Raw genomic sequence first — 25,832 nt, 5'->3', positions numbered from 1 at the left:
CCGTCATGGGTCAGGTCGTCTTGCTACCCATCACTTCGATCAGCTTGACGCCGAAGCGGGTGTCATCGTTTTCGAGCACGGTGATTTCGCCACGCGCGATGCGTCGGCCGTTCACCGTGATGTCGACCGGCTCACCGATCTTCTTGTCCAGGGTGATGATCGCCCCTTCCTCGAGATTCATGAGGCCGGCAACCGGCATCTTGCTCGCGCCCAGGATGACTTCGACATCAATGGGAATGTCCATGATGAGATCGAAGTTGGCCGTCAGGGCGCTGCCGGGCTGTTGCGAGGATACCGTCGACGGCTCATCGAACCCGCCGCCGAATGCATCGGTGCCGAACGCGTCAGTCCCGAAATCGCTCACTGCGGCCGGGGCGGCGGCAGGAAAACCGCCGAGGTCCGATTCGAATGCGGAAAGATCGGCCGTGTCCATCGGCGAGGCGGAAAAGTCGCTGCCGAAATCGGGCAGTGTGCCTTCCGAATCACTCTTCAGGACGCCGCGCAGGTCGTCGACCGCCTGGTCGAAGGCGGCGTCGGACGTCACCATGGACAGTGCGTCTTCATCGGGTACAGGTGTTTTCTTAGTAGCCATGCAGTCATAATTCCTGTCGAAACTTGCCTCAGCCTGCCTTGGTGAAGCGTTGATGTGCTAGCCCATGAGATGTCTCAGGATTTCGTCTTCGCTGCTGACGTTGTCCTTGACGCGTACCGTGTAGTGTTCACCCGCCCGCCCGAACTCGCAGCGATAGAGATTCTTGCCGTTGGCGCTGACGTCGACCATGACGTCGCCACGATCCTGAAACGCGATCACGTCGCCCACCGCCAGGCGGGAAATCGTATCGAGGGTCAGCGGCTGCAGCTGAATTCGTGCCTGCAGTTTCACCTGCGAACGGCGAACCTGCTCGGCCATCTGCTCGGCCCATTCCTTGCGGCTCTGGCCCGCCTGGCTCCGCGACTTCGGTACCGTGACCACGGTCTTCAGCAGGGCCTTCTGCGGGATGACCACGTAGAATTCGGAGGCGACGGGGCCGAGTTCGATACCCATCTTGACGACAGCGCCGTACTCGTCGACGTGATCCTCCTCCGGTTTCGGGCGGTCTTCGGCGTTGTGCGGGCGTTCGAGTTGCGGTTCGAAGGAACCGGGAACCTCGATGCCCGAGCGCAGGACGTTGGCGATCTTGCCGATCACCATGACGGACAGATCGAGCTCAATGCGTGAGAGAGGACGCTGGATCGGCTCCTCGATCGTTTCCGGGAGCGCTCCCAGCAGGTTCTCCATCAGGGTGACGACGAAGGCGTTGCCGCAGCCGATGACGAAATTGGGGCTCCAGTTGCGCAGCGATCCGTCCGCCAGCACAACGTTGTCGCCGAGTTCGGCGATGAGTTCGCTCATCAGGCCGGCTTCGTGGCCGTTGTAATGAACGTCGACCTGGAGGCCGGTTTCGCTCTGCAGGACGTCCAGCAGGAGTTCCGTGAAAAGGTGGCCGAAATCGCTGCAGAGTTTCTCGACGGTCTTCCTGTCGCCCAAGCCCCCGGTGAGGCGCGCGAGCAAAGCCTGATCCATTGCCGACTCCGGCTTGTTCTCGGTCATCACCATCGTCATGCCGCCGCCTTGTTCTCGCCGCCGGGATTCATCATTTCCTGCTCGACGGCGTCGATGGACGGACGCTCATGCGAGGAGATTGTCTTGCGTCCATATTCGAGCGCGACCTGCGGTACCGAGCCGTTCATGTAGGCGAGCAGCGTCTGCTTGACGATGATGTAGAGGCGATGCTGCTTGGTTCGGACAGTCTTGATCTGGGCGGCGAGCGGGTTGCAGATGCAATAGGAGAGGACGATCCCGAGCATCGTACCGACGAGTGCGGCGCCGATCAGGCCGCCGAGAACCTCCGGTGATTCGTTGATCTTGCCCATCGCCTTGATGACCCCGAGAACGGCCGCGACGATACCGATGGCCGGGAAACTGTCGCCCATGACCGTGATCGCGTTGTAGGGCTTCATCTTGTCGTGAAGGATGGTGTTGATTTCCTCGTCCATCAGCGCTTCGATCTCGTGGGAGCGGGCGTTCCCGATGATGATCAGTCGGACGTAGTCGCAGATGAAGGCAGTAAGATCCTTGTTCTTCAAAACGGAAGGAGCCGCCTGAAAGATCGTCGATTCGTCGGGATTGTCGATGTGCGCTTCGATCTCGTTGCGGGACTTTGTTCTCAGGTCGCGCATCAGAGAATAGAGGACCCCCAGAACGTCGAGATAGTCTCGTTCCTTCGGAACCGCGTTCTTCAGCACCTCGGCCGTGGATTTTCCGGAGTCCTTCACGACCTTTATGGGATTGGCCATAATGAAGCCGCCGAGACCCGCACCGCCGATGATCATGAGCTCAAAGGGCTGAATGAGGACGTTGACATGTCCGCCCATGGCCATATAGCCGCCGAGGATACAGCCAAAAGTGATAACAAGTCCGATTATGATGTTCATATCGCGCCCGCGGTGACAGTTATTTTCGGGTCTAGCGATAGGGGCCTTGCCTTGCGTGAGGCTGAATGCCGCGGGTTTCACGGTTTGTGAACCTAGAGAAAGCTTCGCACAAGCCTTTTGCCGCAAGAAGGGCGATAACGGACGCCTGACCCGATTGTCCACAAGAGGCGGAAAAGACCGTGACGACAACTTATGCGAGCTACCAGCTAATCACCCGGGATATCACCAGGTCCCTCGACCGCGTGGCGAAGGCCCCGGATGTCTCCCGCGAGACCGAGTATTACCTGTCCAGGATCGGCGACATAAAGTCCATCGACGACTTCATGGGCGACAGCCGCCTGTACAATTATGCCCTGAAGGCGCACGGCCTCGAGGATATGGCTTATGCAAAGGCCTTCATCCGCAAGGTGCTGACCGAGGGTGTTGCCGACAAGGAAGCCTTCGCCAATCAGCTTGCCGACAGCCGTTATTCGGAGCTCGTCAAGTCGCTGAACTTCGCCGAACAGGGTGCGGCTGCGACCGCGTTCACCAAAGCCCAGCAGGGGGTCGTCGACAAATACATGCGCCAGACGCTCGAGGAGCAGGCCGGTGCCGAAAATACGGGCGTGCGGCTGGCGCTCTACTTCGAGCGGACCGCTCCGAAGATATCCTCGGCCATGGACATCCTCGCCGATGACGCGCTCTCTCAAGTGGTTCGCACGGCGCTCGGCCTGCCGGAAGAGTTCGCTGGCTCCGATATCGACCAGCAGGCCGCCACCATCGGCCGCATGATCGACATCAAGGACTTCCAGGACCCGGAGAAGACGGGTCTCTTCCTCGAACGGTTCACCGCCATGTGGGAGCTGCAACATCCGTCCGAGAGCTACGACCCGCTCGCGGTGTTCGGCTCCTCGTCCGGATACGGCATCTCGCCGGATCTGCTCATCTCGATCAACTCTCTCAAGCTCGGAGGCAGCTAAGTGCAGTCGGGACTCTATGTTGCCCTGTCGTCCCAGGTCGCCCTCGAACGGCGCCTCACGACCATCGCTGACAATATTGCCAATGTGAACACCGTCGGCTTCCGCGGCACCGAGGTCAAATTCGACGAGGTCCTCAGCCGGACCCATAACGATCTCAATGCCAAGATTGCCTTCGTCTCGCAGGGTAACGACTATCTCTCGACGCGAGCCGGCGAATTGCAGCACACAGGCAACGAGCTGGACTTCGCGATCAAGGGCGATGCTTGGTTTGCGATCGACACGCCGGCAGGGCAGGTCCTGACCCGCGACGGGCGGTTTACCATCAAGGAGACGGGGGAACTCGTATCCTTGCGCGGTTATCCGGTTCTCGACGCCGGCGGCGCACCGATCCAGCTCAATCGTGCCGGCGGTCCGCCGACAGTCGGGCAGGACGGCAAAATTCTCCAGGATGGCCGCCAGGTCGCCGTCCTCGGCGTTTTTTCTGCCGATGTCACCAAGGGGTTCGTGCGCTATGAGAACAGCGGCATCACCACGGTCGACCAGCCGCAACCCGTCGTCGACAACAACCAGATCTCCGTGGTGCAGGGTTACCTCGAAAATTCCAACGTCAACGGCATCAGCGAAATTACCCAGCTCATCCAGGTCAATCGTGCGTTCGAGAGCGTCAGTTCGCTGATGCGCGACAGCGAGAGCTCGCTGAACGATGCGATCAAGACGCTCGGCGGATCGAGCTGAGGTCGCTGAGCCATGTCTGAACCCGTCTCCGCTGAATTCGCCCTTTCCGGCAAGCTGACCCAGCTCGCAGGCCTGGCGGCGCGCTATGCAGATCCCGCGTTTTCGGTGACCCACGGAGGCCGTGTGCGCACGATCGCCGCCGGCCATTACACGGTGGCGGGACTTTCGCGGCACGTGAGGCTCGGTGAATTCGTCGCCCATCGCAGCCCGACCGGAATCCACCTCGGAGAGGTGGTGCGGGTGGAGCCTGACGTCGCCTATGTCTGCCCGATCGAACCGGGCGAGCCGATCGGCATCCATGATCTCGTCATTCGCAAGGGCGCCTTCAGAATTGCTCCCGACGACAGCTGGTGCGGTCGCACGATCAACGCGCTCGGCGAGCCGATCGACGGACGCGGGCCGCTCACGCCCGGCCTGCTGCGCCGTCCGGTCTCCAACAGCGCGCCGCCATCCATGGCACGGCGGCGCGTGGAACAGGGGTTTCGCACCGGCGTCCGGGCGATCGACATCTTCTCACCCCTGTGCTTCGGCCAGCGCCTCGGCATCTTTGCCGGGTCTGGCGTGGGCAAGTCGACGCTTCTGTCGATGCTCGCCCGGGCCGACGCCTTCGACAAGGTCGTGATCGCGCTCGTCGGTGAACGTGGACGCGAGGTGCGTGAGTTCATCGAGGATACGCTTGGTCCGAACATGAAGAAGTCGGTGGCGGTCATCGCCACCAGCGACGAGAGCCCGATGCTGCGCAAGATGGCACCGCTCGCGGCCATGACGATCGCCGAACACTTCCGCGACCGCGGTGAAAACGTACTCTTCATCGTCGACAGCGTTACCCGCTTCGCCCATGCGATCCGCGAGGTGGCGATGGCCGCCGGCGAGCCGCCTGTTGCGCGCGGCTACCCCGCCTCGGTGTTTACCGAGTTGCCGCGCCTCCTGGAACGGGCAGGTCCCGGCACCGAGGGTTCGGGAACGATCACCGCCATCATTTCGATTCTTGTCGACGGTGACAATCACAACGACCCGATCGCCGATTCGACGCGCGGCATTCTCGACGGCCATATCGTGCTCGACCGCTCGCTGGCGGAAGAGGGGCGCTATCCGCCGATCAATCCGCTCGCCTCGATCTCGCGCCTTGCGCGCAAGGCCTGGAGCGACGATCAGGAGAAACTGGTCTCCCGCCTGAAGACGCTCATCCACCGCTTCGAGGAAACCCGCGACCTGCGCCTGATCGGGGGATATCGCGCCGGCAGCGATCCTGATCTCGACATGGCGATCAAGCAGGTGCCGGTGATCTACGAGGTTCTGAAGCAGACGCCCGCCGACAGGCCGGCAATGGATGCCTACGCCGATCTTGCCAACGCCTTGAAGCAGGCGGCGACGCAGCCGGCGCCGGCCGCCATCGGAAAAATGAGGGGATAGTCGTGACCGACTTCGATACCGACGAACGGACAGTGTCCCCAAAGCCGCAGGCTTCGCGCGCGATGTCGACCACCGACCGCGTTCTCGCCGTGACGGGGGTCGCCCTCGCCTGCGCGGCCGCATTCTTCCCTTGGTACGTCTTCTTCAACGAAGAGAAGTTCGGTATCCGCGTCGCGGAAATGGATCATACGCGCGACCTGCCGGAAACGCCTGGTCGCAACGTCTTCAGTGTCTCGCCCCTCGCGATGGTCGACAAGGACGACAACGGACCGAAGCTCAACTGGCCGAAGACCGACCCGCTGGTGACGGCGACGGTCTCCAAGATCGGCAAGGAAAACGCGGCCGGAAAGGAACTGAAAGAGCAGCAACCGTTCCCCGGCAAAAGTGGCTTCCGTCTGCTGCATGTCGCCAACGGCCGGGCACTGATCGAGGATAATTCCGGCATGTATATCGTGCGGGTCGGCTCGATTCTCCCCGACAACAGTCGCGTCGCAACGCTGGAACAGCGCGACGGCAAGTGGGTCATCGTCAGCTCCACGGGCGCCGTCTACGAGCCCGATTGACGTTCGTCTACCCGTAAGTCCCACGCAAGATTACGTGCGTAGGTTCACATCCAGAAAATGACGGAGTGAAGCCTATGCAGCCTATCCAGTTGTTCGCTTTGGCCTCCAGGCAAGCCGAATGGCTTTCCATTCGCCAGGAGGTCGTTGCCAGCAACATCGCCAATGCCAACACCCCCGACTATCGCGCCAGGGAGGTTACCCCCTTCAGCGCGGTGCTGGACGAGACGGTGCCACGCATGGCGAGGACCAATCCCGGTCATCTCGCCGCGAGCGAGTACGGTGACGACGTGGAGGTCCGTGAAGCCGCTCTCAACCAGGAGATCGGCGTTCTTGAGTCCGGCAACAGCGTCGCGCTGGCTGACGAGTTGACCAAGGCGGGCGAAATCGGTCGCCAGCATCAGCTCAACACGGCTCTCGTCACATCCTTTCATCGCATGATGCTGATGACTGTTAAGAGGTAAGCCATGGATCCGCTGTCAGCCGCCCTCAAGATCGCCGGCAGTGGGCTGGAAGCCCAGTCCACCCGTCTGCGTGTCGTCTCGGAAAACATCGCCAATGCGCGTTCGACGGGCGATACGCCCGGTGCGGAGCCTTATCGGCGCAAGACGGTCACTTTCGGGGCCGAGCTAGACAAGGTGAGCGGTGCCGATCTCGTGGCGGTGAAGAGACTTGGCGAGGACGATTCCGATTTCATCCGGGAGTTCGATCCCGGCAATCCCGCTGCGGACGAGCGCGGCTACGTCAAGATGCCGAATGTCAATGTCCTGATCGAAATGGCCGACATGCGCGAGGCCAACCGCACCTACGAGGCGAATCTGCAGACGGTCAAGCAGACGCGTGACCTGATCTCCTCGACCATCAACCTGCTGAAAGCTTCGCAATGATTGAGAAGACTGAAGACGTAACTTCGCTTTCCCGTTCCTCCGGACTCGGATTTTTCGCCGGTGAGTCCGCCTCCACCTCCGTGGGACCGTCTGATGGCGTCACCCCGGGTGCCGCAACCGGTCTGAGTTTTGCCGGTGTGCTGGGCAGCTTGGCCACCGATGCCGTCAACAATCTGAAGCAGGCGGAAGTCACCTCCTTCGAGGGCATCAAGGGTACGGCCAACACCCGCGAGGTCGTCGACGCCGTGCTCGCTGCGGAACAGTCGCTGCAGACTGCGATCGCGCTGCGCGACAAGATCGTCACGGCCTATCTCGAAATCACCAAGATGCAGATCTAGCGGATCAAGGACGGACACATGAGAGCGCTTGCCATCGCGGCCACCGGCATGGATGCACAGCAGACCAATCTCGAGGTCATCGCCAACAACATCGCCAACATCAATACGACCGGCTACAAGCGGGCCCGGGCCGAGTTCGCCGACCTTCTGTATCAGACGGAGCGCACCCAGGGCGTAGCCAACCGCGCCAACCAGGCGATCGTACCGGAGGGTGCCAATATCGGTCTCGGCGTGCAGACTGCCGCGGTTCGCAACATCCATACCCAGGGCGAGCTCGCGCAGACCTCGAACGATCTCGACGTCGCGCTGGTCGGCCGCGGCTGGTTCCAGATCGAGGCGCCAGACGGCGCGATCCTCTACAGCCGGTCGGGAGCGTTCAACACCAATGCCGATGGCCAGCTGGTGACCATCGACGGCTATGCCGTATCGCCGGCGATCACCGTTCCGGAAAACGCAAGTGAAGTGGTCATCAGCCGTACCGGCATGGTTTCCGCGCGCATCGGCAACAGCAACGACTTCACCGAACTCGGGCAGCTCACGATTGCCAACTTCGTCAATGAAGCCGGCCTGAAGCCGCTCGGCGACAACCTCTTCGCGCAGACCGCGGCCTCCGGCGAACCGATCGTCGGTGCGCCCGAAGACCCGGGCTTTGCCTATCTGAAGCAACGCTACCTGGAATCGTCGAACGTCGATTCGGTCAGGGAGATCACCGACATGATCTCCGCCCAGCGAGCCTACGAGATGAACTCGAAGGTCATCCAGACCGCCGACGAGATGGCACAGATCGTCAGCAAGAACCTGAAGTAGGCAGGAGGCAGGCAAACATGAGGTTTCGCCGGATCACCAGATACGCAAGAGCGATGGCCCCGTTTGCGGTCGTCGCATCCTTCGTATTCGGTCAGACCCTGCCGGCCGTGGCGAAGGACGGCTACGCTGTCGTGCCGATGCAGACGATCTATCCCGGCGAGACAATCTCCGCATCGCAGGTCGAGGAAGTGAGGGTCACGAATCCCAATCTGGCCGGCGGCTATGCGAGCTCGGTCGGCCAGGTGATCGGCATGGTCACGAAGCGAACCCTGCTGCAGGGCCGGACGATCCCCTTGTCCGGATTGCGGGAGGCTTACGCGATCAAGCGCGGCAGCAGCGTCCGTCTGACGTTCGCGATCGGCAATCTGGTGATCTCTGCATCCGGAACACCCCTGACAGATGCCGGTGTCGGCGACGTCATCAAGGTTCGCAACATCGATTCCGGTGCAATCGTCAGCGGCACGGTGATGGCGGATGGTACGGTACAGGTGATGGCGAAATGAGTTTGCTACGGAAAGGCGCGCTGGCACTGCTCAGCTTGTTTCTCGGCCTGGCCTGCGCCTCCGGCGCGAGTGCCGCCACAGCGTCGCGCATCAAGGACATCGCGTCGCTGCAGTCGGGACGTGACAACCAGCTGATCGGCTACGGCCTCGTGGTCGGCCTCCAGGGAACCGGCGACAGCCTGCGCTCCTCACCCTTCACCGAGCAGTCCCTGCGGGCGATGCTGCAGAACCTCGGAATCTCGACGCAGGGCGGCCAGTCGAATGCCAAGAACATCGCCGCGGTCATGGTGACGGCCACGCTCCCGCCCTTCGCGAGCCCAGGCAGCCGGATCGATGCGACGGTAAGTTCGCTCGGCGATGCCTCCTCCCTGCGCGGCGGTACGCTGGTGATGACCTCGCTCACCGGTGCCGACGGCCAGATCTATGCCGTCTCGCAAGGCTCTGTGATCGTCTCCGGCTTCAATGCTCAAGGCCAGGCGGCGAGTGTCACCGAGGGCGTCACGACATCGGGCCGCGTGCCGAATGGCGCGATCATCGAGCGCGAGCTTCCGTCAAAGTTCAAGGACTCTGTCAATCTCGTTCTGCAGCTGAGAAATCCCGACTTCACCACCGCGATCCGGATTTCCGAGACGGTGAACGCCTACGCGGGATCGCGCTACGGTGGACCCATCGCAGAAGCGCGCGATTCCCAGGAAGTCGTCGTCCAGAAGCCGCGTCAGGCCGATCTTGCCCGGTTGATGGCAGAGATCGAAAATCTCGTCGTCGAAACGGATTCACCGGCCAAGGTCGTCATCAATGAACGCACCGGCACCATCGTGATCGGCGCCGAGGTCCGTGTTTCGAAGGTGGCCGTAAGCTACGGGACGCTCACCGTCCAGGTTACGGAGACACCGCAGATCATACAGCCGCTGCCGTTCTCGAACGGCAAAACGGCGGTGCAACCGCAAACGGACATCCTCGCCCAAAAGGACGGCGGCCCGATCGCCATCGTCGACGGACCGGACCTGCGAACCCTCGTCAGCGGACTGAACAATATCGGTGTCAAGCCCGACGGCATCATCGCGATCCTCCAGGGGATCAAGTCGGCCGGCGCACTTCAGGCGGAGCTCGTCCTGCAATGATGGATCGAATCGACTGCAAAATCCGTTTCTCGCTCGCCGGAACCGCCACCCTTGCGGCGTTCCTGGCTGCCGTTCCCGTGGGCACAGCTGTTGCAGAGGACGTTGCCGCCCTTGCCCCGCCGGCCGGCGGAGCGACGCAGCAGGAAATCCAGCAGTTCTGCACCAGCATCGCCGATCCGGCGCGCGATCAGCGCTATCTGCTGCAGAAGCAGGAACTCGAAAAGCTGCAGGCAGAGGTCGACCAGCGCATCGGCGTCCTTGAACAGCGTAAGGCCGAATACGAAGACTGGCTGAAGCGCCGCAATGATTTCATGCAGCAGGCCGAGGTCAATCTTGTCGAAATCTACAAGAACATGAAGGCGGACGCAGCCGCTCCTCAGCTCGAAAAGATCGACCCCGTTCTGGCAGCGGCCATCGTCATGAAGCTGCCGGCGCGTCAGTCGAGCCAGATCCTGAGCGAGATGAATGCCGAGAAGGCCGCCATCGTTGCGGGAGTGATGTCGAGCGCCGCCGATCCTACCACCTCGAGGGACCCCTCATGACGAAGCGTTTTCCTGCCGTCCTGGCTGTCTTGTTCCTGGCCGGTTGCCAGAGCCAGACATTGAAAGAGATCGGCAACGCGCCGTCGATGAGCCCGATCGGCAGTGGCCTGCGCTACAGCCAGACGCCACAGATGGCGCTCTATCCGAAACAGCCGCGTCAGGTGGCCAGCGGCTATTCGCTCTGGAGCGACTCCCAGGCTGCACTCTTCAAGGATTCGCGCGCGATCAACGTCGGCGACATCCTGACGGTGAACATCCAGATCAACGACAAGGCCTCGTTCAACAACCAAACGGACCGTAGCCGCACCAATTCGAGCGGGATGAAGTGGTCGACCCAGGCCGACCTCTTCGGCTGGACGCCGCCGGTGACCACCGGTGATCTGTCGTCCGGCTCCGATACCAGCACGGCTGGCAAGGGCTCGACGGAACGGTCGGAGAAGCTGACGCTTCTCGTCGCCGCGGTCGTCACAGGGATTCTCGAGAACGGAAACCTTTTGATCAGCGGCTCACAAGAGGTGCGCGTCAACCATGAGATCCGTATCCTCAACGTCGCCGGTATCGTCCGGCCGCAGGATGTCGATGCGGACAACACCATTTCCTACGACCGCATCGCCGAGGCCCGGATCTCCTATGGCGGACGTGGTCGTCTGACGGAGGTACAGCAGCCGCCCGTCGGCCAGCAGGTCGTCGATCTGTTCTCGCCGATCTGACGGTGATGGGCCAACGAACCGAAGCGGGTGCGGGGATCATGGAAGAAGCGGAAGAAACGGAAGCAAAGAAGAAGTCGCCGCTCATGCTGATGATTGCGGCGATCGCGCTGCTCACGGTGGCGGGCGGCGGTGGCGGTTGGCTGGTCGGCACCATGATTGCACCCGACATCAAGGCTTCCCAGGAGTCCGCGGCGGCGGAGGAAGCGAAGGCGGGCGCACACGGCGGCAAGGCGGAAGAAGGCCTCGCCCGTATCGCGACGGAGGCGAACGGTGTCGTGCAGCTCGAGCCGATCACCACGAACCTCGCTTATCCCTCCGAGAGCTGGATTCGTCTCGAAGTCGCTCTCATGTTCAAGGGCGCTCCCGACGCAGCGCTCGCCGAACAGATCCACCAGGACATCCTTGCCTATATGCGCACCGTGTCTCTGCAGCAGGTGGAAGGCCCGCGAGGCTTTCAGTATCTGCGGGACGACATCGAGGAGCGTGTTGACCTTCGCTCGGAAGGGCGGGTATCGAAGGTAATGTTCAGGACCTTCGTGATCGAATGATTCGATACCTCATCTTGCTTGCCGTCATGACGACGGTGCCGGAGCTCGCGCACGCGCAGCAGCTTCCGACCAATCTGCTGAACGCGCCGATCGATGGTTCGGTCGCGGCGTGGATCATCCGCACCTTCGGGCTGCTGACGGTTCTGTCCGTCGCTCCCGGCATCCTGATCATGGTCACCAGCTTTCCCCGCTTCGTGATCGCCTTCTCGATCCTGCGCTCTGGAATGGGGCTCGCGACGACCCCCTCCAACATGATCCTGACAAGCATGGCGCTGTTCATGACCTTCTACGTCATGGCGCCGACGATGGACCGTTCCTGGCGGGATGGCGTCCAGCCGCTGCTGGATAACCAGGTGACCGAGGCCGAGGCCGTCCAGCGCATCGCCGAACCGTTCCGCACGTTCATGGCCGCGAACACGCGCGACAAGGATCTGAAGCTCTTTGTCGACATCGCCAACGAACGTGGCCAGACGGCGATCACCGGCGACAAGGTCGATTACCGCGTTCTCGTTCCCGCCTTCATGCTGTCGGAGATCCGGCGAGGCTTCGAGATCGGCTTCCTGATCGTGCTGCCGTTCCTCGTCATCGACATGATCGTTGCCACGATCACGATGGCCATGGGCATGATGATGCTGCCGCCGACCTCGATTTCACTGCCGTTCAAGATTCTCTTTTTCGTTCTGATCGACGGCTGGAATCTCCTTGTGGGCAGCCTCGTCCGGTCGTTTTCCTAGCCGTGGCCCGAGCCGCCGGTTAACGAGCTCGTTTCGTCGCCAAGGCTGAATCGGAAAAATAACATATATTTTTCATATGCTTGCGCGAAAAGCCCCGTTAAGGGCCGGAAAAGTGCCGTATAACACTTTCTTAACCAGTCCGGTTCAGACGACGTTAAAATCCGTGCTGTTTGATGCTGCTCCAGAGACGGATTAATTCAAACGAAGATTAATTGACATGACGTCGTCCGCCTCTGCCGGTAGGTAATCCGGCATGTCCCTCCAACGTATCGAGTTTCCAAGGGGACACCTCTATGAGCAGTATTCTTACCAACGGCAGTGCAATGGCTGCGCTGTCCACCCTCCGTTCCATCTCCGCCAGCCTGGACGACACCCAGTCCCGCATTTCCTCGGGTCTGCGCGTCGGCTCTGCGTCTGACAACGCCGCCTACTGGTCGATCGCGACCACCATGCGGTCTGACAACGCCTCGCTGTCGGCTGTCCAGGACGCCCTCGGTCTCGGCGCCGCCAAGGTCGACACGGCCTATTCCGGCATGAACGCCGCGATCGACGTCGTCAAGGAAATCAAGGCCAAGCTGACCGCCGCCACCGAAAACGGCGTCGACAAGACCAAGATCCAGGAAGAAATCACCCAGCTCCAGGGTCAGCTGGGCTCGATCGCCGAAGCAGCTTCGTTCTCGGGCGAGAACTGGCTGCAGGCCAAGCTCACCGGTGGCGTTGCCGCCGACACGGCCAAGGGCGTCGTGGCTTCCTTCGTCCGTGATGCTTCCGGCGCAGTATCGGTCAAGAAGGTCGACTATACGCTGAGCGCGTCGAACGTCCTGTTCGATACCAACGGCAACACCGGTATCCTCGACCAGACCACCAACATCGCCGGCGACGGCGTCGTCGTCAACGTCAACGACGGTGGCGTCACGACCTCGCACAACCTGAAGTCCTACACGACGGCGCAGGTCAGCGCGGCCGTGACCGCCGCGAGCGGTGGCTTCGATGCCGGTGGCAAGATCGCCTGGACCACGGCTTCCGACGGCGCCGGTGCCGGTGTCGGCTACGTCAAGATCGCCGACGACACTTGGGTTGCCGCTATCGAACAGAATTCGGCTGTCAACGCAACGCAGGAAGTCTTCGCGACCGACGCAAGCACTAACGAGTGGCAGATCAACACGGCCGACACCGCCGCGTCGACTGCCATGTCGGTCGACACCTTCACGATCGACAACACCACGACTGCTACCGAGCTTTCGGGCCTGCTGTCGATGGTCGACACTGCTCTGAAGTCAATGACCAGTGCCGCCTCCCAGCTCGGCTCGCTGAACTCGCGAATCGGTATCCAGGAAGAGTTCATCTCCAACCTGACCGATTCGATCGACAAGGGCATCGGCCGTCTCGTCGACGCCGACCTGAACGAGGAATCGACCCGCCTGAAGGCACTGCAGACGCAGCAGCAGCTCGCCATTCAGTCGCTGTCGATCGCCAACTCGTCGTCGCAGAACGTCCTGTCGCTGTTCCGCTGATCGGCTGGATTACCGGGGTTTCCCGACATTCCTGAAACTTCGAGCATGCCGCGCCCCCCGGGGCGCGGCATGTTTTTTGTCAACTCGCGTTTAGCAGTTGTTAACCATGTTTAAGCTAGATGGAAGCATCGCAACGACGGGTTAACACTCCCTAATAACCTGTTAGCAGGCATGATGCTGACCGTCGTTCCCGGCGCGACCGGAATGTCCCTTTTTCATACTCCGCCAACCAAGGGGCAACTTTCTCAATGACCAGCATTCTGACCAACGTCGCGGCCATGGCCGCCCTCCAGACTCTTCGTTCCATCGACTCCAACATGGAGCAGACCCAGGCGCGCGTCTCCTCGGGCCTTCGCGTCGGCGGTGCATCGGACAATGCGGCTTACTGGTCGATCGCGACCACCATGCGTTCGGACAATATGGCCCTGTCGGCGGTTCAGGACGCCCTCGGTCTCGGCGCCGCCAAGATCGACACGGCCTATTCCGGCATGAACTCGGCCATCGACGTCGTCAAGGAAATCAAGGCCAAGCTCACTGCCGCCAGCGAAGACGGCGTCGACAAGACCAAGATCCAGGAAGAAATCTCGCAGCTTCAGGACCAGTTGCGCAGTGTTGCCGAGGCCGCGTCCTTCTCGGGCGAGAACTGGCTTCAGGCGAAGCTTACGGGCGCCTTGTCGTCTGACATAAACAAGAGCGTCGTCGCTTCCTTCGTCCGCGATTCCTCGGGCGCCGTCTCGGTCAAGAAGGTCGACTACACGCTCGACAGCACCAACGTGCTCTTCGACACCAACGGCAACACCGGCATCCTCGACCAGACCACCAACATCGCCGGCGACGGCGTCGTCGTCAACGTGAACATCGCTGGTGTCACCGGATCCTACAACGTCGTCAAGTATACGACGGCCGAGGTCAGTACGGCTGTCACGGGGGCGGGCGGCGCCTTCGACGTCGGCGGTAGCATTGCCTGGACGGTTGCGGGTGACGGTGCGGGTGCGGGTGTGGGCTTTGTCAAGATCGGTTCGGACACTTGGGTTGCGGCTACCGAACAGAACGCGGCCGTCAACTCCACGCAGGAAGTTTTCGCGACCGACGCGAGCACCTTCGAATGGCAGATTGACACCGCAGCCGCCGCCGCGTCCACGGCGATGTCGGTCGATACCTTCACCATCGATAACACCACAACGAGCACCCAGATCGCGGGTCTGCTGTCGATGGTCGACACTGCTCTCGAAAGCATGACCAGTGCTGCTGCCCAGCTCGGCTCGATCGGCATGCGTATCGACATGCAGCAGGAGTTCGTCGCCAGCCTGACGGACTCCATCGACAAGGGTGTCGGCCGTCTCGTCGACGCCGACATGAACGAGGAATCGACTCGACTGAAGGCGCTGCAGACCCAGCAGCAGCTCGCCGTCCAGTCGCTGTCGATCGCCAACACGGCGTCTCAGAACATTCTGACCCTCTTCAAGTGATAGTTTCCTGAACAGGTGGCGGAGGCGCCGTCTGTGCAGCCTGAGAATGACAGAGGCCGCGTTCGAAAGAACGCGGCCTTTGCATTTGGTGCGCGTTAAGAAATGAGTAACTTTAGTTAAGCAAGTATTGCAAAGTATCGCTAATCTTTTATCCGATTTAATTCGTTTATTTCACTTCCCGTTAACTACACCCGCATAGTCTACAACCATCGAACGGGAGGTTGACCGCAGATTCTGCGACGTTGACATGCATGAAGCAAAACACCCGTTCCCGGTGGATTTCCGGAATGTCCCTGTCAAATTTCCAGTCGCCAAGGGGCACAACCTAAATGACCAGCATTCTCACCAACGTCGCGGCGATGGCCGCACTTTCGACCCTTCGTTCCATCGAGTCCGGCCTCGAACAGACCCAGTCGGCGGTGTCTTCGGGCCTGCGCGTCGGCTCTGCGTCTGACAACGCCGCCTACTGGTCGATCGCAACCACCATGCGTTCCGACAACATGGCCCTGTCGGCCGTTCAGGACGCCCTCGGTCTCGGCGCTGCCAAGGTCGACACCGCCTATTCCGGCATGAATTCGGCCATCGACGTTGTCAAGGACATCAAGGCCAAGCTGACCGCCGCCACCGAAGACGGCGTCGACAAGACAAAGATCCAGGAAGAAATCACCCAGCTCCAGGACCAGCTGACCTCGATCGCCGAAGCGGCCTCCTTCTCGGGCGAAAACTGGCTGCAGGCGAAGCTTACGGGCGCCTTGTCGTCAGACGTCAACAAGAGCGTCGTTGCTTCCTTCGTCCGCGACTCTTCGGGCGCCGTCTCGGTCAAGAAGGTCGACTACACGCTGACCACATCGAACGTCCTGTTCGATACCAACGGCAACACCGGTCTGCTCGACCAGACCACCAACATTGCCGGCGACGGCGTCGTCGTCAACGTCAACGACGGTGGCGTCACGACCTCGCACAACCTGAAGTCCTACACGACGGCGCAGGTCAGCGCAGCCGTGACTGCCGCGGCCGGTGGTTTCGATGCTGGCGGCAGCATTGCCTGGACAGTGGCCTCCGACGGCGCCGGCGCCGGTGTGGGCTTCGTCAAGATCGGTTCGGACACCTGGGTTGCCGCTACCGAACAGAACGCGGCCGTCAACGCAACGCAGGAAGTCTTCGCGACCGACGCCGGTGGTAACGAGTGGCAGATCAACACGGCCGACACCGCCGCGTCGACTGCCATGTCGGTCGACACCTTCACGATCGACAACACCACGACCGCTACCGAGCTCGCGGGCTTGCTGTCGATGGTCGACACCGCTCTGAAGTCGATGACCAGCGCCGCTGCCCAGCTCGGTTCGCTCGGCATGCGCATTGACATGCAGACGGAATTCGTCGCCAGCCTGACGGACTCCATCGACAAGGGTGTTGGCCGTCTCGTCGACGCCGACCTGAACGAGGAATCGACCCGCCTGAAGGCACTGCAGACCCAGCAGCAGCTCGCCGTCCAGTCGCTGTCGATCGCCAACTCCTCGTCGCAGAACATCCTGACGCTCTTCCGCTAATCGCGGAAAGGATCAGTCGAACGGACCGGCCGCGCCCCTCGGGGCGCGGCCTTTTGCGTTGTTACCTTGCGCGAGGCTTGCCGCCTTTTCGTTTTCGCGGTCCTTCGGCTCTACAACCCTTGCTAATCATGTTAAGTCTTTGTTAAATGTCCCCGTTAACGATTTGTTAACAGGTGACGGGGCGGTTCCGGGTCAGGTTCCGCCAGCATGATGCCCGCCTGTCGCCGCCGGCTTGGCGCCGGATGTCCCATGATGCGAACAGGGCACCCTCGATGACCAGTATTCTGACCAATGCTGCCGCTATGGCGGCACTTCAGACTCTCCGCGCGATCGACAACAACATGGAGACCACGCAACGCCGCGTGTCCTCTGGTTATCGCGTGGAAACGGCCGCCGACAATGCCGCCTACTGGTCCATCGCCACGACGATGCGGTCGGACAATTCCTCGCTCTCGACGGTGTCGGACGCGCTCGGGCTCGGTGCGGCGACGGTGGATACGGCCTACACGGCGCTCGACAACGTCATCCACGTCATGAGCGAGATCAAGGCGAAGCTCGTCGCTGCCAGGGAGCCCGGTGTCGACAAGACCAAGATCAATGCCGAGATGACGGAGCTCAAGAATCAGCTCGTCTCCACCACCCAGTCCGCGTCCTTCTCGGGACAGAACTGGCTCTACAACACGAATTCCGCGGCACTCGGCACCAAACAGGTCGTCTCCTCCTTCGTTCGCGCGACGGACGGAACGGTTCAGGTGACCACGCTTGACTTCGACACCAGCCAGTCGGTGCTGGTCGATACCGTCGACGCGGCGCGCGGCATCCTGACCAGGGATGTCGACGCCGATGCGCTGACGGCCAGCCCGAGCGGGGTCGCGCGCAACTACTTTCTCCTCGACGTCGGCTCGACGTCGCCCGCCACCGGCACGGAAATCAAGATCGACGGCACCACCACGGATGCGGTCATGGACGACATGATCAGCGTCGTCTCGGACCTGCTCGAGCAGCTGACGAATTCCGCCTCCACCCTCGGTGCGATCACCAAGCGCATCGACATGCAGGAACAGTTCGTCTCCAACCTGATGGACGTGATCGACAAGGGTGTGGGGCGCCTGGTCGATGCCGACATGAATGAGGAGTCGACGCGGCTCAAGGCACTGCAGACGCAGCAGCAGCTCGGCATTCAGGCGCTTTCGATCGCCAACACCAATGCGCAGAACATCCTGACTCTCTTCAAGTGAGCGCGCTTTGCTCTCGTTGAACGCGTTGCGGTCGGACGCAGGGTCCCGGCGCACGGATGGACCTCGGGCCATTCATCCTCGCACAAGTTTGGATGCTTAGCGTCGAGGCGAATACGTCAAACTCCGGGAGCCTCTGCCTGCAAGGGATTGGTCGGCGGCCCGGCAGCGGAAACCGCGGTGGTAGTCAGGATGAAACGCAGTCAGAGTTTGTTCGCTGGGCGGGGCATGACGGGAACAGGCCCGTCGGGGCGAGCTGCCGGAGCGTGCCGCGCATGAGCCTGCCGCTAGCCCGCTACCTCAAGGACTTCTCCCAGCCCGCTGCCGGTGCGCCGGGTGCGCAGGGAATGACCTTTCCGGAACAGGAGCCGACCTTCGATATCGATTTCGCGGCCCCGATACCGGAGCCGGTCGATCTCGACGCCGAGCGTCGCGCGGCCTATGCGGAGGGCTACGAGGCCGCAGGGCGGGACTTGCGCGAGAAGCTTGACGCCGAGCGTCAGGCGCTCGTCGAGGAGCACGCTCGTGCCCTGGACGCCGTGCGCCAGAAGTTCGAAGCGGAGATTGCCAGAATGCTTGCGGATGGCCTGAATCGCACGGCGGGGCAGATCGCCCTCGCCGTCAGCGAGCAGGCGGCGGTGGCCGTCGCTCCCTTCCTCTCCGAACAGGTGGTGGCGAACGCGGTAAAGGATCTCGCCGAACAGCTGTCGACCGCGATTCTCTCCGGAGAGGCCGGCGCGATCGTCGTCAGCGGCCCGGCTGCCCTCTTCGAGATGCTGAAGGAGGCGCTCGGAGAGAATGCGCAATTGCTGCACCATGTCGAGGCGGAGGATCTCGATCTCACCGCCGATGTCGGCGGCACCGCGCTGGTTACGCGTATATCGGCCTGGACGGCTAGCCTGAAGAAAGTGCTGGGATGAGTGATAGCGAAAACCATCACCACGGCAAGAATGAGGTCGTGATCATCAAGCGCCACGGTGGCGGTGACCACGACGGCCATCACGGCGGTGCGTGGAAGATCGCCTATGCCGACTTCATGACCGCGATGATGGCGTTCTTTCTCGTGATGTGGCTCGTCAATGCCGCCAACGAGGAGACCAAGGCCTCCGTCGCGAGCTATTTCAATCCGATCAAGCTCGCCGACGAGAAGCCGACCGAAAAAGGCGTGAAGAAGCCCGTGGACCAGGCGGACGGGGAAAAGAAGAAGGAACGTTCGCAGGTCGAGGACCAGCAGAACACCGTGGGTGCCGCGGCGGCGACCGGCGAGGACCAGACGGCGACAGCGGGCGACCAGCAGAACTATTCCGAGGCCGATTTCTTCGAGAACCCCTATTCGGTGCTGGCCGAGATCGCCCAGGAGGTCGGACAGCAGGCGAATGTCAGCGCCAAGGGCGAGGGTGGTGCAGGCGATTCCGGTCCCTCGACCGGCGCTTCCGGCGGGGAGGCCTATCGCGATCCCTTCGATCCGGACTTCTGGAGCCAGCAGGTCCAGGCGGCCAGGCAGGACGGCCAGCCGGCGTCTGACACCGCGCAGGCAGCGGAGCCACCGCGAGACCCGGCCAAGGACCAGATTGCGGCTCTCGACCCCAAGGAGACACGGCCGGAGACTGCGACGGAGGAGGCGAAACCTGCCGAGGGAGAAAGCAAGAAGGCGGACGCGAAGGCCGACCCCGCTCCGGAGAAGGCGGCAACCGAGCTCAGAGATGAGATCGAGAAGGCCATCGGCGGCGCGAGCGGTAAGCTTGCCGAGGGCCTCGTCGTCAAACCGTCCGAAGGTGGCTTGCTGGTGACGATCTCGGACCAGCTCGACGCGCCCATGTTCAATGTCGGCTCCGCCGTCCCGCGCAAGGAGATGGTCGTCGCCATGGAGAAGATCGGCAAGCTCCTGCAGCAGCGGCCCGGCTCGATCGTCATTCGCGGCCACACCGACGGTCGTCAGTTCAAGGGAACGGACAACGACAACTGGCGGCTCTCGATGGCGCGCGCTCACAGCGCCTACTATATGCTGCTGCGCGGCGGTCTTCCGGAAGGGCGGGTCCAGCAGGTATCGGGGTTCGCCGACCGGCGCCTTCAGGTGCCGGACGATCCGCTCGCCGATGCCAACCGTCGCATCGAGATCCTGATTCAAGCGGGCCAAGGATAGTCGGATGGCAAGTTTGAGGCGCTTCCTTTTTGGTTCTGCACTCGCCGTCCTGGGTCTTTCGGGCCCGGGGCAGGTGCGTTCGGAGGACCTGGAGACGATTGCGCCCTACAAGATGCTGCGTTCACTGCAGTTTGTGCAGGATTCGGTCGTCCTCGGAGACCATTCGGCTGGTGAAATACAGCGCTTTATGCTCGAGACGATCGACAAGCGCCTGCGGCAGGCCGACGCTTCCGTCTTCGAGAGCACCGACAATGTCGATGCGGCCCTGATCTACGCCATGAGTGGCGGCAATCCACAGACGCTGGAATATCTCGTGGCGAGGGACGTCGACGGCAACTTCGACAATCGCGTCACAGACGCGCTGCGCAAGTATCTCGCGGGGAAGGGGACACTGATCGCCAAATCCCTCGGTGAACTTGTGTGGGAGTACAAAGACAGCAAGATCGTTCCCTATCTTGCCCTTGTCGCCGGCAATGTGACTATTTCGACCAATCCCAAGGGTGCCCTGAAGTTCTATGACTGGGCGCGGTTGACTGCGCCTGGTACGATCGTGGAGGAGGCGGCGCTTCGTCGTTCGGTCGCCATCGCCATCGAGGCCGGTGACGTTCCCAAGGCGGCGACCTACGCGAACCGCTACGCGCGTCGCTTTCTCCATTCTCCCTATGCCAGCCAGTTCGCCGATCTGTTCGTGCGGCTCGTCGTCGAGCGGTATGAGCTCCTCAACGCCGACGACGTGAGCGCGACGTTCGGATACATGGACAAGGATCGGGCGCGCGAGATCTACCTGAGGATCGCGAGGGCTGCGGCGGTCCGCGGCAAGAACCAGCTCGCAGGTCTGGCCGCCGAGCGTGCCAAGGCGCTTTCCGGCACGGCGGAAGGTGCCGACACGCTGGCCCGCCTGTACGGAGGTCTTGCCGAGGTTCCAACCTCCGACATCCTTTCGGCCGTCGACGCTCTCGCCAGTATACCGGAAAAGGATCTCTCGCCGGCAGATCGGGCCTTGCGCGCCGCTGCCGAGGCGGTTGCACGCGAAATCCTGAGCCAGCCGGCCCAGGAAGGCTCGTCCCCGCAGCCTGCCGATGCTCCAGCGGCGGCAGTCGAAGCCATGGCCACGCCGGAGCAGGGAGAGCCTCTGCAGTTTCCGGGCGAGGTGCCTGCATCCGAAACCGTCGCCAAGAAGACGGCTCCTGCCAAGACGAAGGCCGATGAGATCGCCATGGATCCGCAGTTTCGGGATTTCGTCTCATCCGGACGTTCCAGACTTCAGGAAATTGACAGCCTGTTACAAGAAGAGGCGCAGTGAAATGATCGATATCGGTGTCACAGGAACGAGCCCCTTGCCTGATGCCACGGGCAGGGCAGGCAGTACGATTGCTTCCACTCGATCTGCCGATGGCGGCTTCTCGGAGGCGCTGGAGGGCGCCGAACGACGAAGCGACAAGGCACCGGTCGATGATGAGCGTCCGGCACCGAGGATCGATATTTCGGCAAGGAACTTGCGGAGTCGTTCCGATGGCGACACACCTGCCATAGAGGAAGAAGTCCCGGAGGACGCGGATGCACGGACGCCGGCGAAGGCCCGGGACCACGACGGCAAGGACGCGAGCGCGGCTTTACTGGCGCGAACATCCGGGATTGTGAAGACAACATCCGGGGTAGCGAAAACCTCGCATGAGATGCCTTCGGGGCGCGGAGAGGGGACGGGACGTCGCGGCGCGGAAGCCGACAAGCCGGTGGCACGGGGGGCTCGATCTGCGATCGGACGGGAGGTCGCCGACGCCGAGACCGATCAGGCGGTCGAGAACGCCGTTGATGTCCCGGCCACGGATGTCGGCGAAGTGCTATCCCTGCTCAACGGCACGGCACCGGGCATTCCGGTGGATGCGGAACTGGCAGGAGCGGAGAAGGAGCGATCGGATCGATCCGCCGGAGGCAAGGACACGATGATCCCTGTCTTCGATACGAGACCCGCCTCGGCGGGTCAGGCGATCCGCGACACCTCTCTCGACGGACAGCCCATGGAGGCTGTCGCTCCATCCGAGTCCGACGCGGATCGCACGTTCCGCTTCGCGCGCCCCGACGGGAAGGGGCAGTCGCTGACGATGCGGGTGAGCGAGTCCGGGGACGCGGCCGCCTACGAGGCCGGCACGGCAGCGGCCGACGGTGCACAGACGGTCGCGGTATTGGACGCTCGCCGCTATCTTGCTCCCGCCTCGACCTCCAATGCGGCCAATATCGCCGCGACGCTCGCCGGTGACGGAGAGTGGCTGCAGGCTATGCAGCCTGCCGCAGAACTTGCGAACGCCGCGGCCGCAGCAGGTGGCGCGAAGGCGGTTCACACGCTGAAGATCCAGATGACGCCTATCGAGCTCGGAAGTGTGACGGCGAACTTGCGCCTCAAGGGTGATGAACTGACGGTTCACCTCACCGTGGAGAGCCATGCCGCCCTCCGCCAGCTCAGCGACGACCAGGGTGACATCCTGAAGGCGCTGCGGGCACAGGGACTGACGATCGACCACGTCCACGTCAGCATCGCTCCTTCGGCTGAACGGACAGCAGGTGGTGACGGTGGTCAGGGTGCTCCGCAGTGGCAGCAGGGTGGCCAGCAGGCACAGCAGGGCGGCGGACAGAGCGCCGGAGGTGGTGCACGGCAGGAGGTGTTCGGCAGCACGCGCGGTGACGATGATGGCAGAGGAAGGATCGGAAATGAGGCAGGCCTGGCTGAAACGGCTGGCAATAGTGGCGGTGCCGTCCCTGGCGGCGCTCGTCCTGACCACGTTTACCTCTGAGAGCCGCGCTTCGTCGGGTGCCTGCGAACGCGAGATCCAGCAGGCTGCGGCCCGCTACGCCATCCCGGAAGGCATCCTTTACTCGGTCGGTCTGACGGAGACGGGGCGCCGTGGCTCGCTGCAGCCCTACGCGCTGAACGTCGAGGGCAAGCCTCTGTTTTTCGACAGTCGCAGCGAGGCGATCAATGCCTTCATGGAAGCGCGCCGGCAAGGTGCTAAGCTCATCGACGTCGGCTGCATGCAGATCAACCAGCACTTCCATCTGGAGAATTTTTCCTCGGTGGAAGCGATGTTCGATCCTCGCCAGAATGTCGATTACGCGGCACGATTTCTGTTGCGTCTGCATGGACGTCATGACACCTGGACGATGGCGGTCGCACGCTATCACGCCGGCCCCGACAACGACCCCGCGCAGAAGCGTTACGTCTGTCGCGTCATCGCCAATCTGGTCGCCACCGGCTACGGAAAATGGACCGTAAACGCGCGGAACTTCTGCGACGTACAAACAACTAAAAGTTGAATTTCAATTCGATCCACAGGATTTGGCGGTAATGTGGCCGGATTTTGGCGAATTATGTCGGGCAAGAGCCTTGTTAACCATTGTCGAAATTATCCACGAGAGATTAGTGTCTCCTTCGGCCCGTAGCCACTAGATGTAGCTCAAATCAGTACCCGATCCTTAATCAACTATTAATATCTATCGTTAACATTAAGCAGTTGTCCCCGATTCCTCCGATTCGTACCCATAGTGCATCGAAGTACCCACACTGATTCGGAGGCGGACGAATGATCGTAGTGGTTGATGAGCGTGAGCTCGTGAAGGAGGGATACACCTCCCTTTTCGGGCGAGAAGGAATTCCATCGACGGGGTTCGACCCGGCGGAATTCGGCGAATGGGTGAATACGGCTGCGGACGGGGACATTGCGGCGGTGGAGGCCTTTCTCCTGGGACAGGGGGACCAGACGATGGACCTGCCGCGGGCGATCCGTGATCGCACCCAGGCCCCGGTTATCGCCGTGAGCGACCAGCCCTCGCTGGAGGCGACGCTTGCACTGTTTGATTGCGGCGTCGACGATGTCGTGCGCAAGCCCGTGCATCCGCGGGAAATTCTCGCCCGGGCGGCGGCCATCCGGCGCCGGCTGCGGGCGATCAGCAACTACACGGAGATCGGTCCGATCCGGGTCTTCAACGATGGCCGTGATCCGGAGATCGACGGCGAAGTATTCCCGCTGCCGCGGCGCGAGCGGCGCATCCTCGAATACCTCGTCCTCAATCGCGGGCGCCGCGTTTCGAAGTCGCAGATATTCAACGCGATCTACGGCATCTTCGACGAGGAAGTTGAAGAGAACGTCGTCGAAAGCCACATCAGCAAGCTGCGCAAAAAGCTGCGCAAGAAGCTCGGCTTCGATCCTGTCGATTCGAAGCGTTTCCTCGGCTACTGCATCGATTGGAGCTAAGCGGGTGACCGGGTCTTCGGTGTCCCGGCTCACCGTCCATGATCTCGATCAATCGGTTTCGGCGTTCCAGACAGCTTCACGCAAGGCCCGTCTCCTACTCTCCCAAAGACGATAGAAACGAGGAAGTTTCATGAGCCTTTACGGTACCATGCGAACCGGCGTGTCCGGAATGAATGCCCAGGCCAACCGTCTCGGAACGGTGGCCGAGAATATCGCGAACTCGAGCACCGTGGGCTACAAGAAGGCCTCGGTCCAGTTCTCCTCCATGATCCTGCCCGCCACCGGCGGCGCCTACAACTCGGGTGGTGTCGAAACCGATATCCGCTACTCAATCTCGGATCAGGGCACGTTCAGCTATACGACCTCGGAGACCGACCTCGCCGTCAAGGGCAACGGCTTCTTCATCGTCAGCGGCGGCGACGGCGTCGAATACCTGACCCGTGCCGGTTCTTTCGAAGTCATGGACGACGGCACGTTGCGCAACGCGGCCGGATACACGCTGATGGGCTACGAGTACTCCTCGAGCGCGGATCCGACGATCGTCGTCAACGGCTTCGAAGGCCTGACGCCGGTCAATCTGTCGTCGGCCTCGATCTCGGCCACTGCCTCCACCGAGGGCAAGCTCAACGTGAACCTGCCGTCCGGCGAGGCGGCAGGCTATAGCAAGTCTACCTCGCTGGTCGCCTATGACAGCCAGGGCAACAGCCGCCTGCTCGAGTTCACCTACACCAAGACCGCGGCGAATACCTGGACGGTCGAGGCGAGTTATGCAGGCCCGCCAGTCACCACGGTCATTCCCTCGACGACCCTCAACTTCGACGCCGATGGGAAACTCACGTCTCCGCTATCGTTGACCACCGCGGGGTTTGCTGTCGACGGTGCCAACATGGGCGCGATCGCGATCGATATCTCCGGCTCAACGCAGCTGGCGGCGGACTTCTCGGTCGAGACCGGGGCCAAGATCAACGGCAATGCGGCCAGCGAAGTGGTCGGCTACGAGATCGACAAGGATGGTGTGGTCTCGGTGGTCTATGACAACGGCGACTTGCGGCCGCGCTACCGTGTCGCCCTTGCGACCGTGCAGAGCCCGGACAATCTGACGCCCGTCGCGGGCAATCTCTATTCGCAGAGCAACGACTCCGGCGTGATCGTCATGGGCTATGCCGGTTCGGCCGGGTTCGGCACGATCCTGTCGGGTGCGCTGGAGGACTCCAACGTCGATGTCGCCGAAGAACTCACCGCGATGATCGAATCGCAGCGTAACTACACGGCCAACTCCAAGGTGTTCCAGACCGGCTCCGAGTTGATGGACGTCCTCGTCAACCTGAAGAGATAATGTAAG

The 25,832-nt window shown here is 61.9% G+C and carries 28 protein-coding genes; 25 read left to right on the top strand and 3 right to left on the bottom strand.

Annotation, left to right across the window (positions count from 1 at the left end; translation table 11 throughout):
- Positions 1 to 10: 10 nt before the first annotated feature.
- The 3 genes from fliN to motA are packed head-to-tail and all read right to left on the bottom strand — an operon-like array spanning position 11 to position 2,475.
- Positions 11 to 592: a flagellar motor switch protein FliN gene (gene fliN, locus NHF53_RS00420; protein WP_114362504.1), complete on the bottom strand. Its 582-nt coding sequence runs from the start codon at positions 590 to 592 to the stop codon at positions 11 to 13.
- Positions 593 to 649: 57 nt separating this feature from the next.
- Entirely contained in the window at positions 650 to 1,564 is a 915-nt protein-coding gene (locus NHF53_RS00415) for a FliM/FliN family flagellar motor switch protein (protein WP_252832644.1), read from the bottom strand.
- Positions 1,565 to 1,599: 35 nt separating this feature from the next.
- A complete protein-coding gene (gene motA / locus NHF53_RS00410) occupies positions 1,600 to 2,475 on the bottom strand; it encodes a flagellar motor stator protein MotA (protein WP_114362506.1) in 876 nt (291 codons plus the stop codon).
- 179 nt (positions 2,476 to 2,654) lie between these two features.
- Here motA and NHF53_RS00405 point away from each other — a divergent pair, with 179 nt between their 5' ends.
- The 25 genes from NHF53_RS00405 to NHF53_RS00285 all read left to right on the top strand — a co-directional run bounded on the left by NHF53_RS00405 (position 2,655) and on the right by NHF53_RS00285 (position 25,826).
- The gene (locus NHF53_RS00405; RefSeq protein WP_114362507.1) at positions 2,655 to 3,434 is read left to right on the top strand and encodes a DUF1217 domain-containing protein; all 780 of its coding nucleotides are present in this window, start codon (positions 2,655 to 2,657) and stop codon (positions 3,432 to 3,434) included.
- Entirely contained in the window at positions 3,435 to 4,169 is a 735-nt protein-coding gene (gene flgF / locus NHF53_RS00400) for a flagellar basal-body rod protein FlgF (RefSeq protein ID WP_252832643.1), read from the top strand.
- A gap of 12 nt (positions 4,170 to 4,181) precedes the next feature.
- Positions 4,182 to 5,582: a flagellar protein export ATPase FliI gene (gene fliI, locus NHF53_RS00395; RefSeq protein WP_252832641.1), complete on the top strand. Its 1,401-nt coding sequence runs from the start codon at positions 4,182 to 4,184 to the stop codon at positions 5,580 to 5,582.
- 2 nt (positions 5,583 to 5,584) lie between these two features.
- Complete coding sequence (locus NHF53_RS00390; protein WP_114362510.1) at positions 5,585 to 6,145, top strand: flagellar protein; 561 nt, start codon at positions 5,585 to 5,587, stop codon at positions 6,143 to 6,145.
- A gap of 74 nt (positions 6,146 to 6,219) precedes the next feature.
- On the top strand, positions 6,220 to 6,606 hold the full coding sequence (gene flgB / locus NHF53_RS00385; protein WP_114362511.1) for a flagellar basal body rod protein FlgB: 387 nt from the start codon (positions 6,220 to 6,222) through the stop codon (positions 6,604 to 6,606).
- Positions 6,607 to 6,609: 3 nt separating this feature from the next.
- Positions 6,610 to 7,029 (top strand): flagellar basal body rod protein FlgC, encoded by a 420-nt coding sequence (gene flgC / locus NHF53_RS00380; RefSeq protein WP_114362512.1) that lies wholly within the window; start codon positions 6,610 to 6,612, stop codon positions 7,027 to 7,029.
- Entirely contained in the window at positions 7,026 to 7,367 is a 342-nt protein-coding gene (locus NHF53_RS00375; RefSeq protein WP_112688963.1) for a flagellar hook-basal body complex protein FliE, read from the top strand. The genes flgC and NHF53_RS00375 overlap by 4 nt, the downstream gene beginning before the upstream one ends.
- Positions 7,368 to 7,385: 18 nt before the next feature.
- The gene (flgG, locus tag NHF53_RS00370; protein ID WP_252832639.1) at positions 7,386 to 8,174 is read left to right on the top strand and encodes a flagellar basal-body rod protein FlgG; all 789 of its coding nucleotides are present in this window, start codon (positions 7,386 to 7,388) and stop codon (positions 8,172 to 8,174) included.
- 17 nt (positions 8,175 to 8,191) lie between these two features.
- A complete protein-coding gene (gene flgA, locus NHF53_RS00365; RefSeq protein WP_252832638.1) occupies positions 8,192 to 8,677 on the top strand; it encodes a flagellar basal body P-ring formation chaperone FlgA in 486 nt (161 codons plus the stop codon).
- Positions 8,678 to 8,703: 26 nt separating this feature from the next.
- Entirely contained in the window at positions 8,704 to 9,798 is a 1,095-nt protein-coding gene (locus tag NHF53_RS00360; protein WP_308218658.1) for a flagellar basal body P-ring protein FlgI, read from the top strand.
- Entirely contained in the window at positions 9,795 to 10,340 is a 546-nt protein-coding gene (locus NHF53_RS00355; protein ID WP_374590970.1) for a MotE family protein, read from the top strand. Before NHF53_RS00360 ends, NHF53_RS00355 begins: the two co-directional genes overlap by 4 nt.
- Positions 10,337 to 11,050, top strand: coding sequence for a flagellar basal body L-ring protein FlgH (flgH, locus tag NHF53_RS00350; RefSeq protein WP_252832636.1), 714 nt, complete (start codon positions 10,337 to 10,339; stop codon positions 11,048 to 11,050). Before NHF53_RS00355 ends, flgH begins: the two co-directional genes overlap by 4 nt.
- Before the next feature lie 38 nt (positions 11,051 to 11,088).
- Positions 11,089 to 11,598, top strand: a complete 510-nt coding sequence (locus NHF53_RS00345) for a flagellar basal body-associated FliL family protein (protein WP_252832635.1) — start codon at positions 11,089 to 11,091, stop codon at positions 11,596 to 11,598.
- Positions 11,595 to 12,332: a flagellar type III secretion system pore protein FliP gene (gene fliP, locus NHF53_RS00340; protein WP_112688971.1), complete on the top strand. Its 738-nt coding sequence runs from the start codon at positions 11,595 to 11,597 to the stop codon at positions 12,330 to 12,332. The genes NHF53_RS00345 and fliP overlap by 4 nt, the downstream gene beginning before the upstream one ends.
- A 293-nt stretch (positions 12,333 to 12,625) precedes the next feature.
- Positions 12,626 to 13,846 (top strand): flagellin, encoded by a 1,221-nt coding sequence (locus NHF53_RS00335; RefSeq protein WP_252832633.1) that lies wholly within the window; start codon positions 12,626 to 12,628, stop codon positions 13,844 to 13,846.
- Positions 13,847 to 14,094: 248 nt separating this feature from the next.
- A complete protein-coding gene (locus tag NHF53_RS00330) occupies positions 14,095 to 15,315 on the top strand; it encodes a flagellin (RefSeq protein ID WP_252832630.1) in 1,221 nt (406 codons plus the stop codon).
- Between the two features lie 329 nt (positions 15,316 to 15,644).
- Positions 15,645 to 16,865: a flagellin gene (locus tag NHF53_RS00325; protein ID WP_252832629.1), complete on the top strand. Its 1,221-nt coding sequence runs from the start codon at positions 15,645 to 15,647 to the stop codon at positions 16,863 to 16,865.
- Between the two features lie 272 nt (positions 16,866 to 17,137).
- On the top strand, positions 17,138 to 18,103 hold the full coding sequence (locus NHF53_RS00320; RefSeq protein ID WP_252832628.1) for a flagellin: 966 nt from the start codon (positions 17,138 to 17,140) through the stop codon (positions 18,101 to 18,103).
- 272 nt (positions 18,104 to 18,375) lie between these two features.
- The gene (locus tag NHF53_RS00315) at positions 18,376 to 19,020 is read left to right on the top strand and encodes a GTPase (RefSeq protein ID WP_252832626.1); all 645 of its coding nucleotides are present in this window, start codon (positions 18,376 to 18,378) and stop codon (positions 19,018 to 19,020) included.
- Positions 19,017 to 20,243, top strand: coding sequence for a MotB family protein (locus NHF53_RS00310; RefSeq protein WP_252832624.1), 1,227 nt, complete (start codon positions 19,017 to 19,019; stop codon positions 20,241 to 20,243). The genes NHF53_RS00315 and NHF53_RS00310 overlap by 4 nt, the downstream gene beginning before the upstream one ends.
- 4 nt (positions 20,244 to 20,247) lie before the next feature.
- Positions 20,248 to 21,546 (top strand): chemotaxis protein MotC, encoded by a 1,299-nt coding sequence (motC, locus tag NHF53_RS00305; RefSeq protein ID WP_252832623.1) that lies wholly within the window; start codon positions 20,248 to 20,250, stop codon positions 21,544 to 21,546.
- Between the two features lie 34 nt (positions 21,547 to 21,580).
- Complete coding sequence (locus tag NHF53_RS00300) at positions 21,581 to 23,032, top strand: flagellar hook-length control protein FliK (protein ID WP_252832621.1); 1,452 nt, start codon at positions 21,581 to 21,583, stop codon at positions 23,030 to 23,032.
- Positions 22,950 to 23,552 (top strand): transglycosylase SLT domain-containing protein, encoded by a 603-nt coding sequence (locus NHF53_RS00295; RefSeq protein WP_252832620.1) that lies wholly within the window; start codon positions 22,950 to 22,952, stop codon positions 23,550 to 23,552. The genes NHF53_RS00300 and NHF53_RS00295 overlap by 83 nt, the downstream gene beginning before the upstream one ends.
- 266 nt (positions 23,553 to 23,818) lie before the next feature.
- Entirely contained in the window at positions 23,819 to 24,490 is a 672-nt protein-coding gene (gene rem, locus NHF53_RS00290; RefSeq protein ID WP_114362524.1) for a transcriptional activator Rem, read from the top strand.
- A gap of 130 nt (positions 24,491 to 24,620) precedes the next feature.
- Complete coding sequence (locus NHF53_RS00285) at positions 24,621 to 25,826, top strand: flagellar hook protein FlgE (protein ID WP_252832618.1); 1,206 nt, start codon at positions 24,621 to 24,623, stop codon at positions 25,824 to 25,826.
- Positions 25,827 to 25,832 lie beyond the last annotated feature (6 nt).

The organism is Ciceribacter sp. RN22 (assembly GCF_024054295.1).
GTDB classification, from domain to species: domain Bacteria; phylum Pseudomonadota; class Alphaproteobacteria; order Rhizobiales; family Rhizobiaceae; genus Allorhizobium; species Allorhizobium lividum.
Note: the sequence above shows the minus strand (reverse complement) of the source record. Positions and strands in the feature narration are given on the sequence as shown.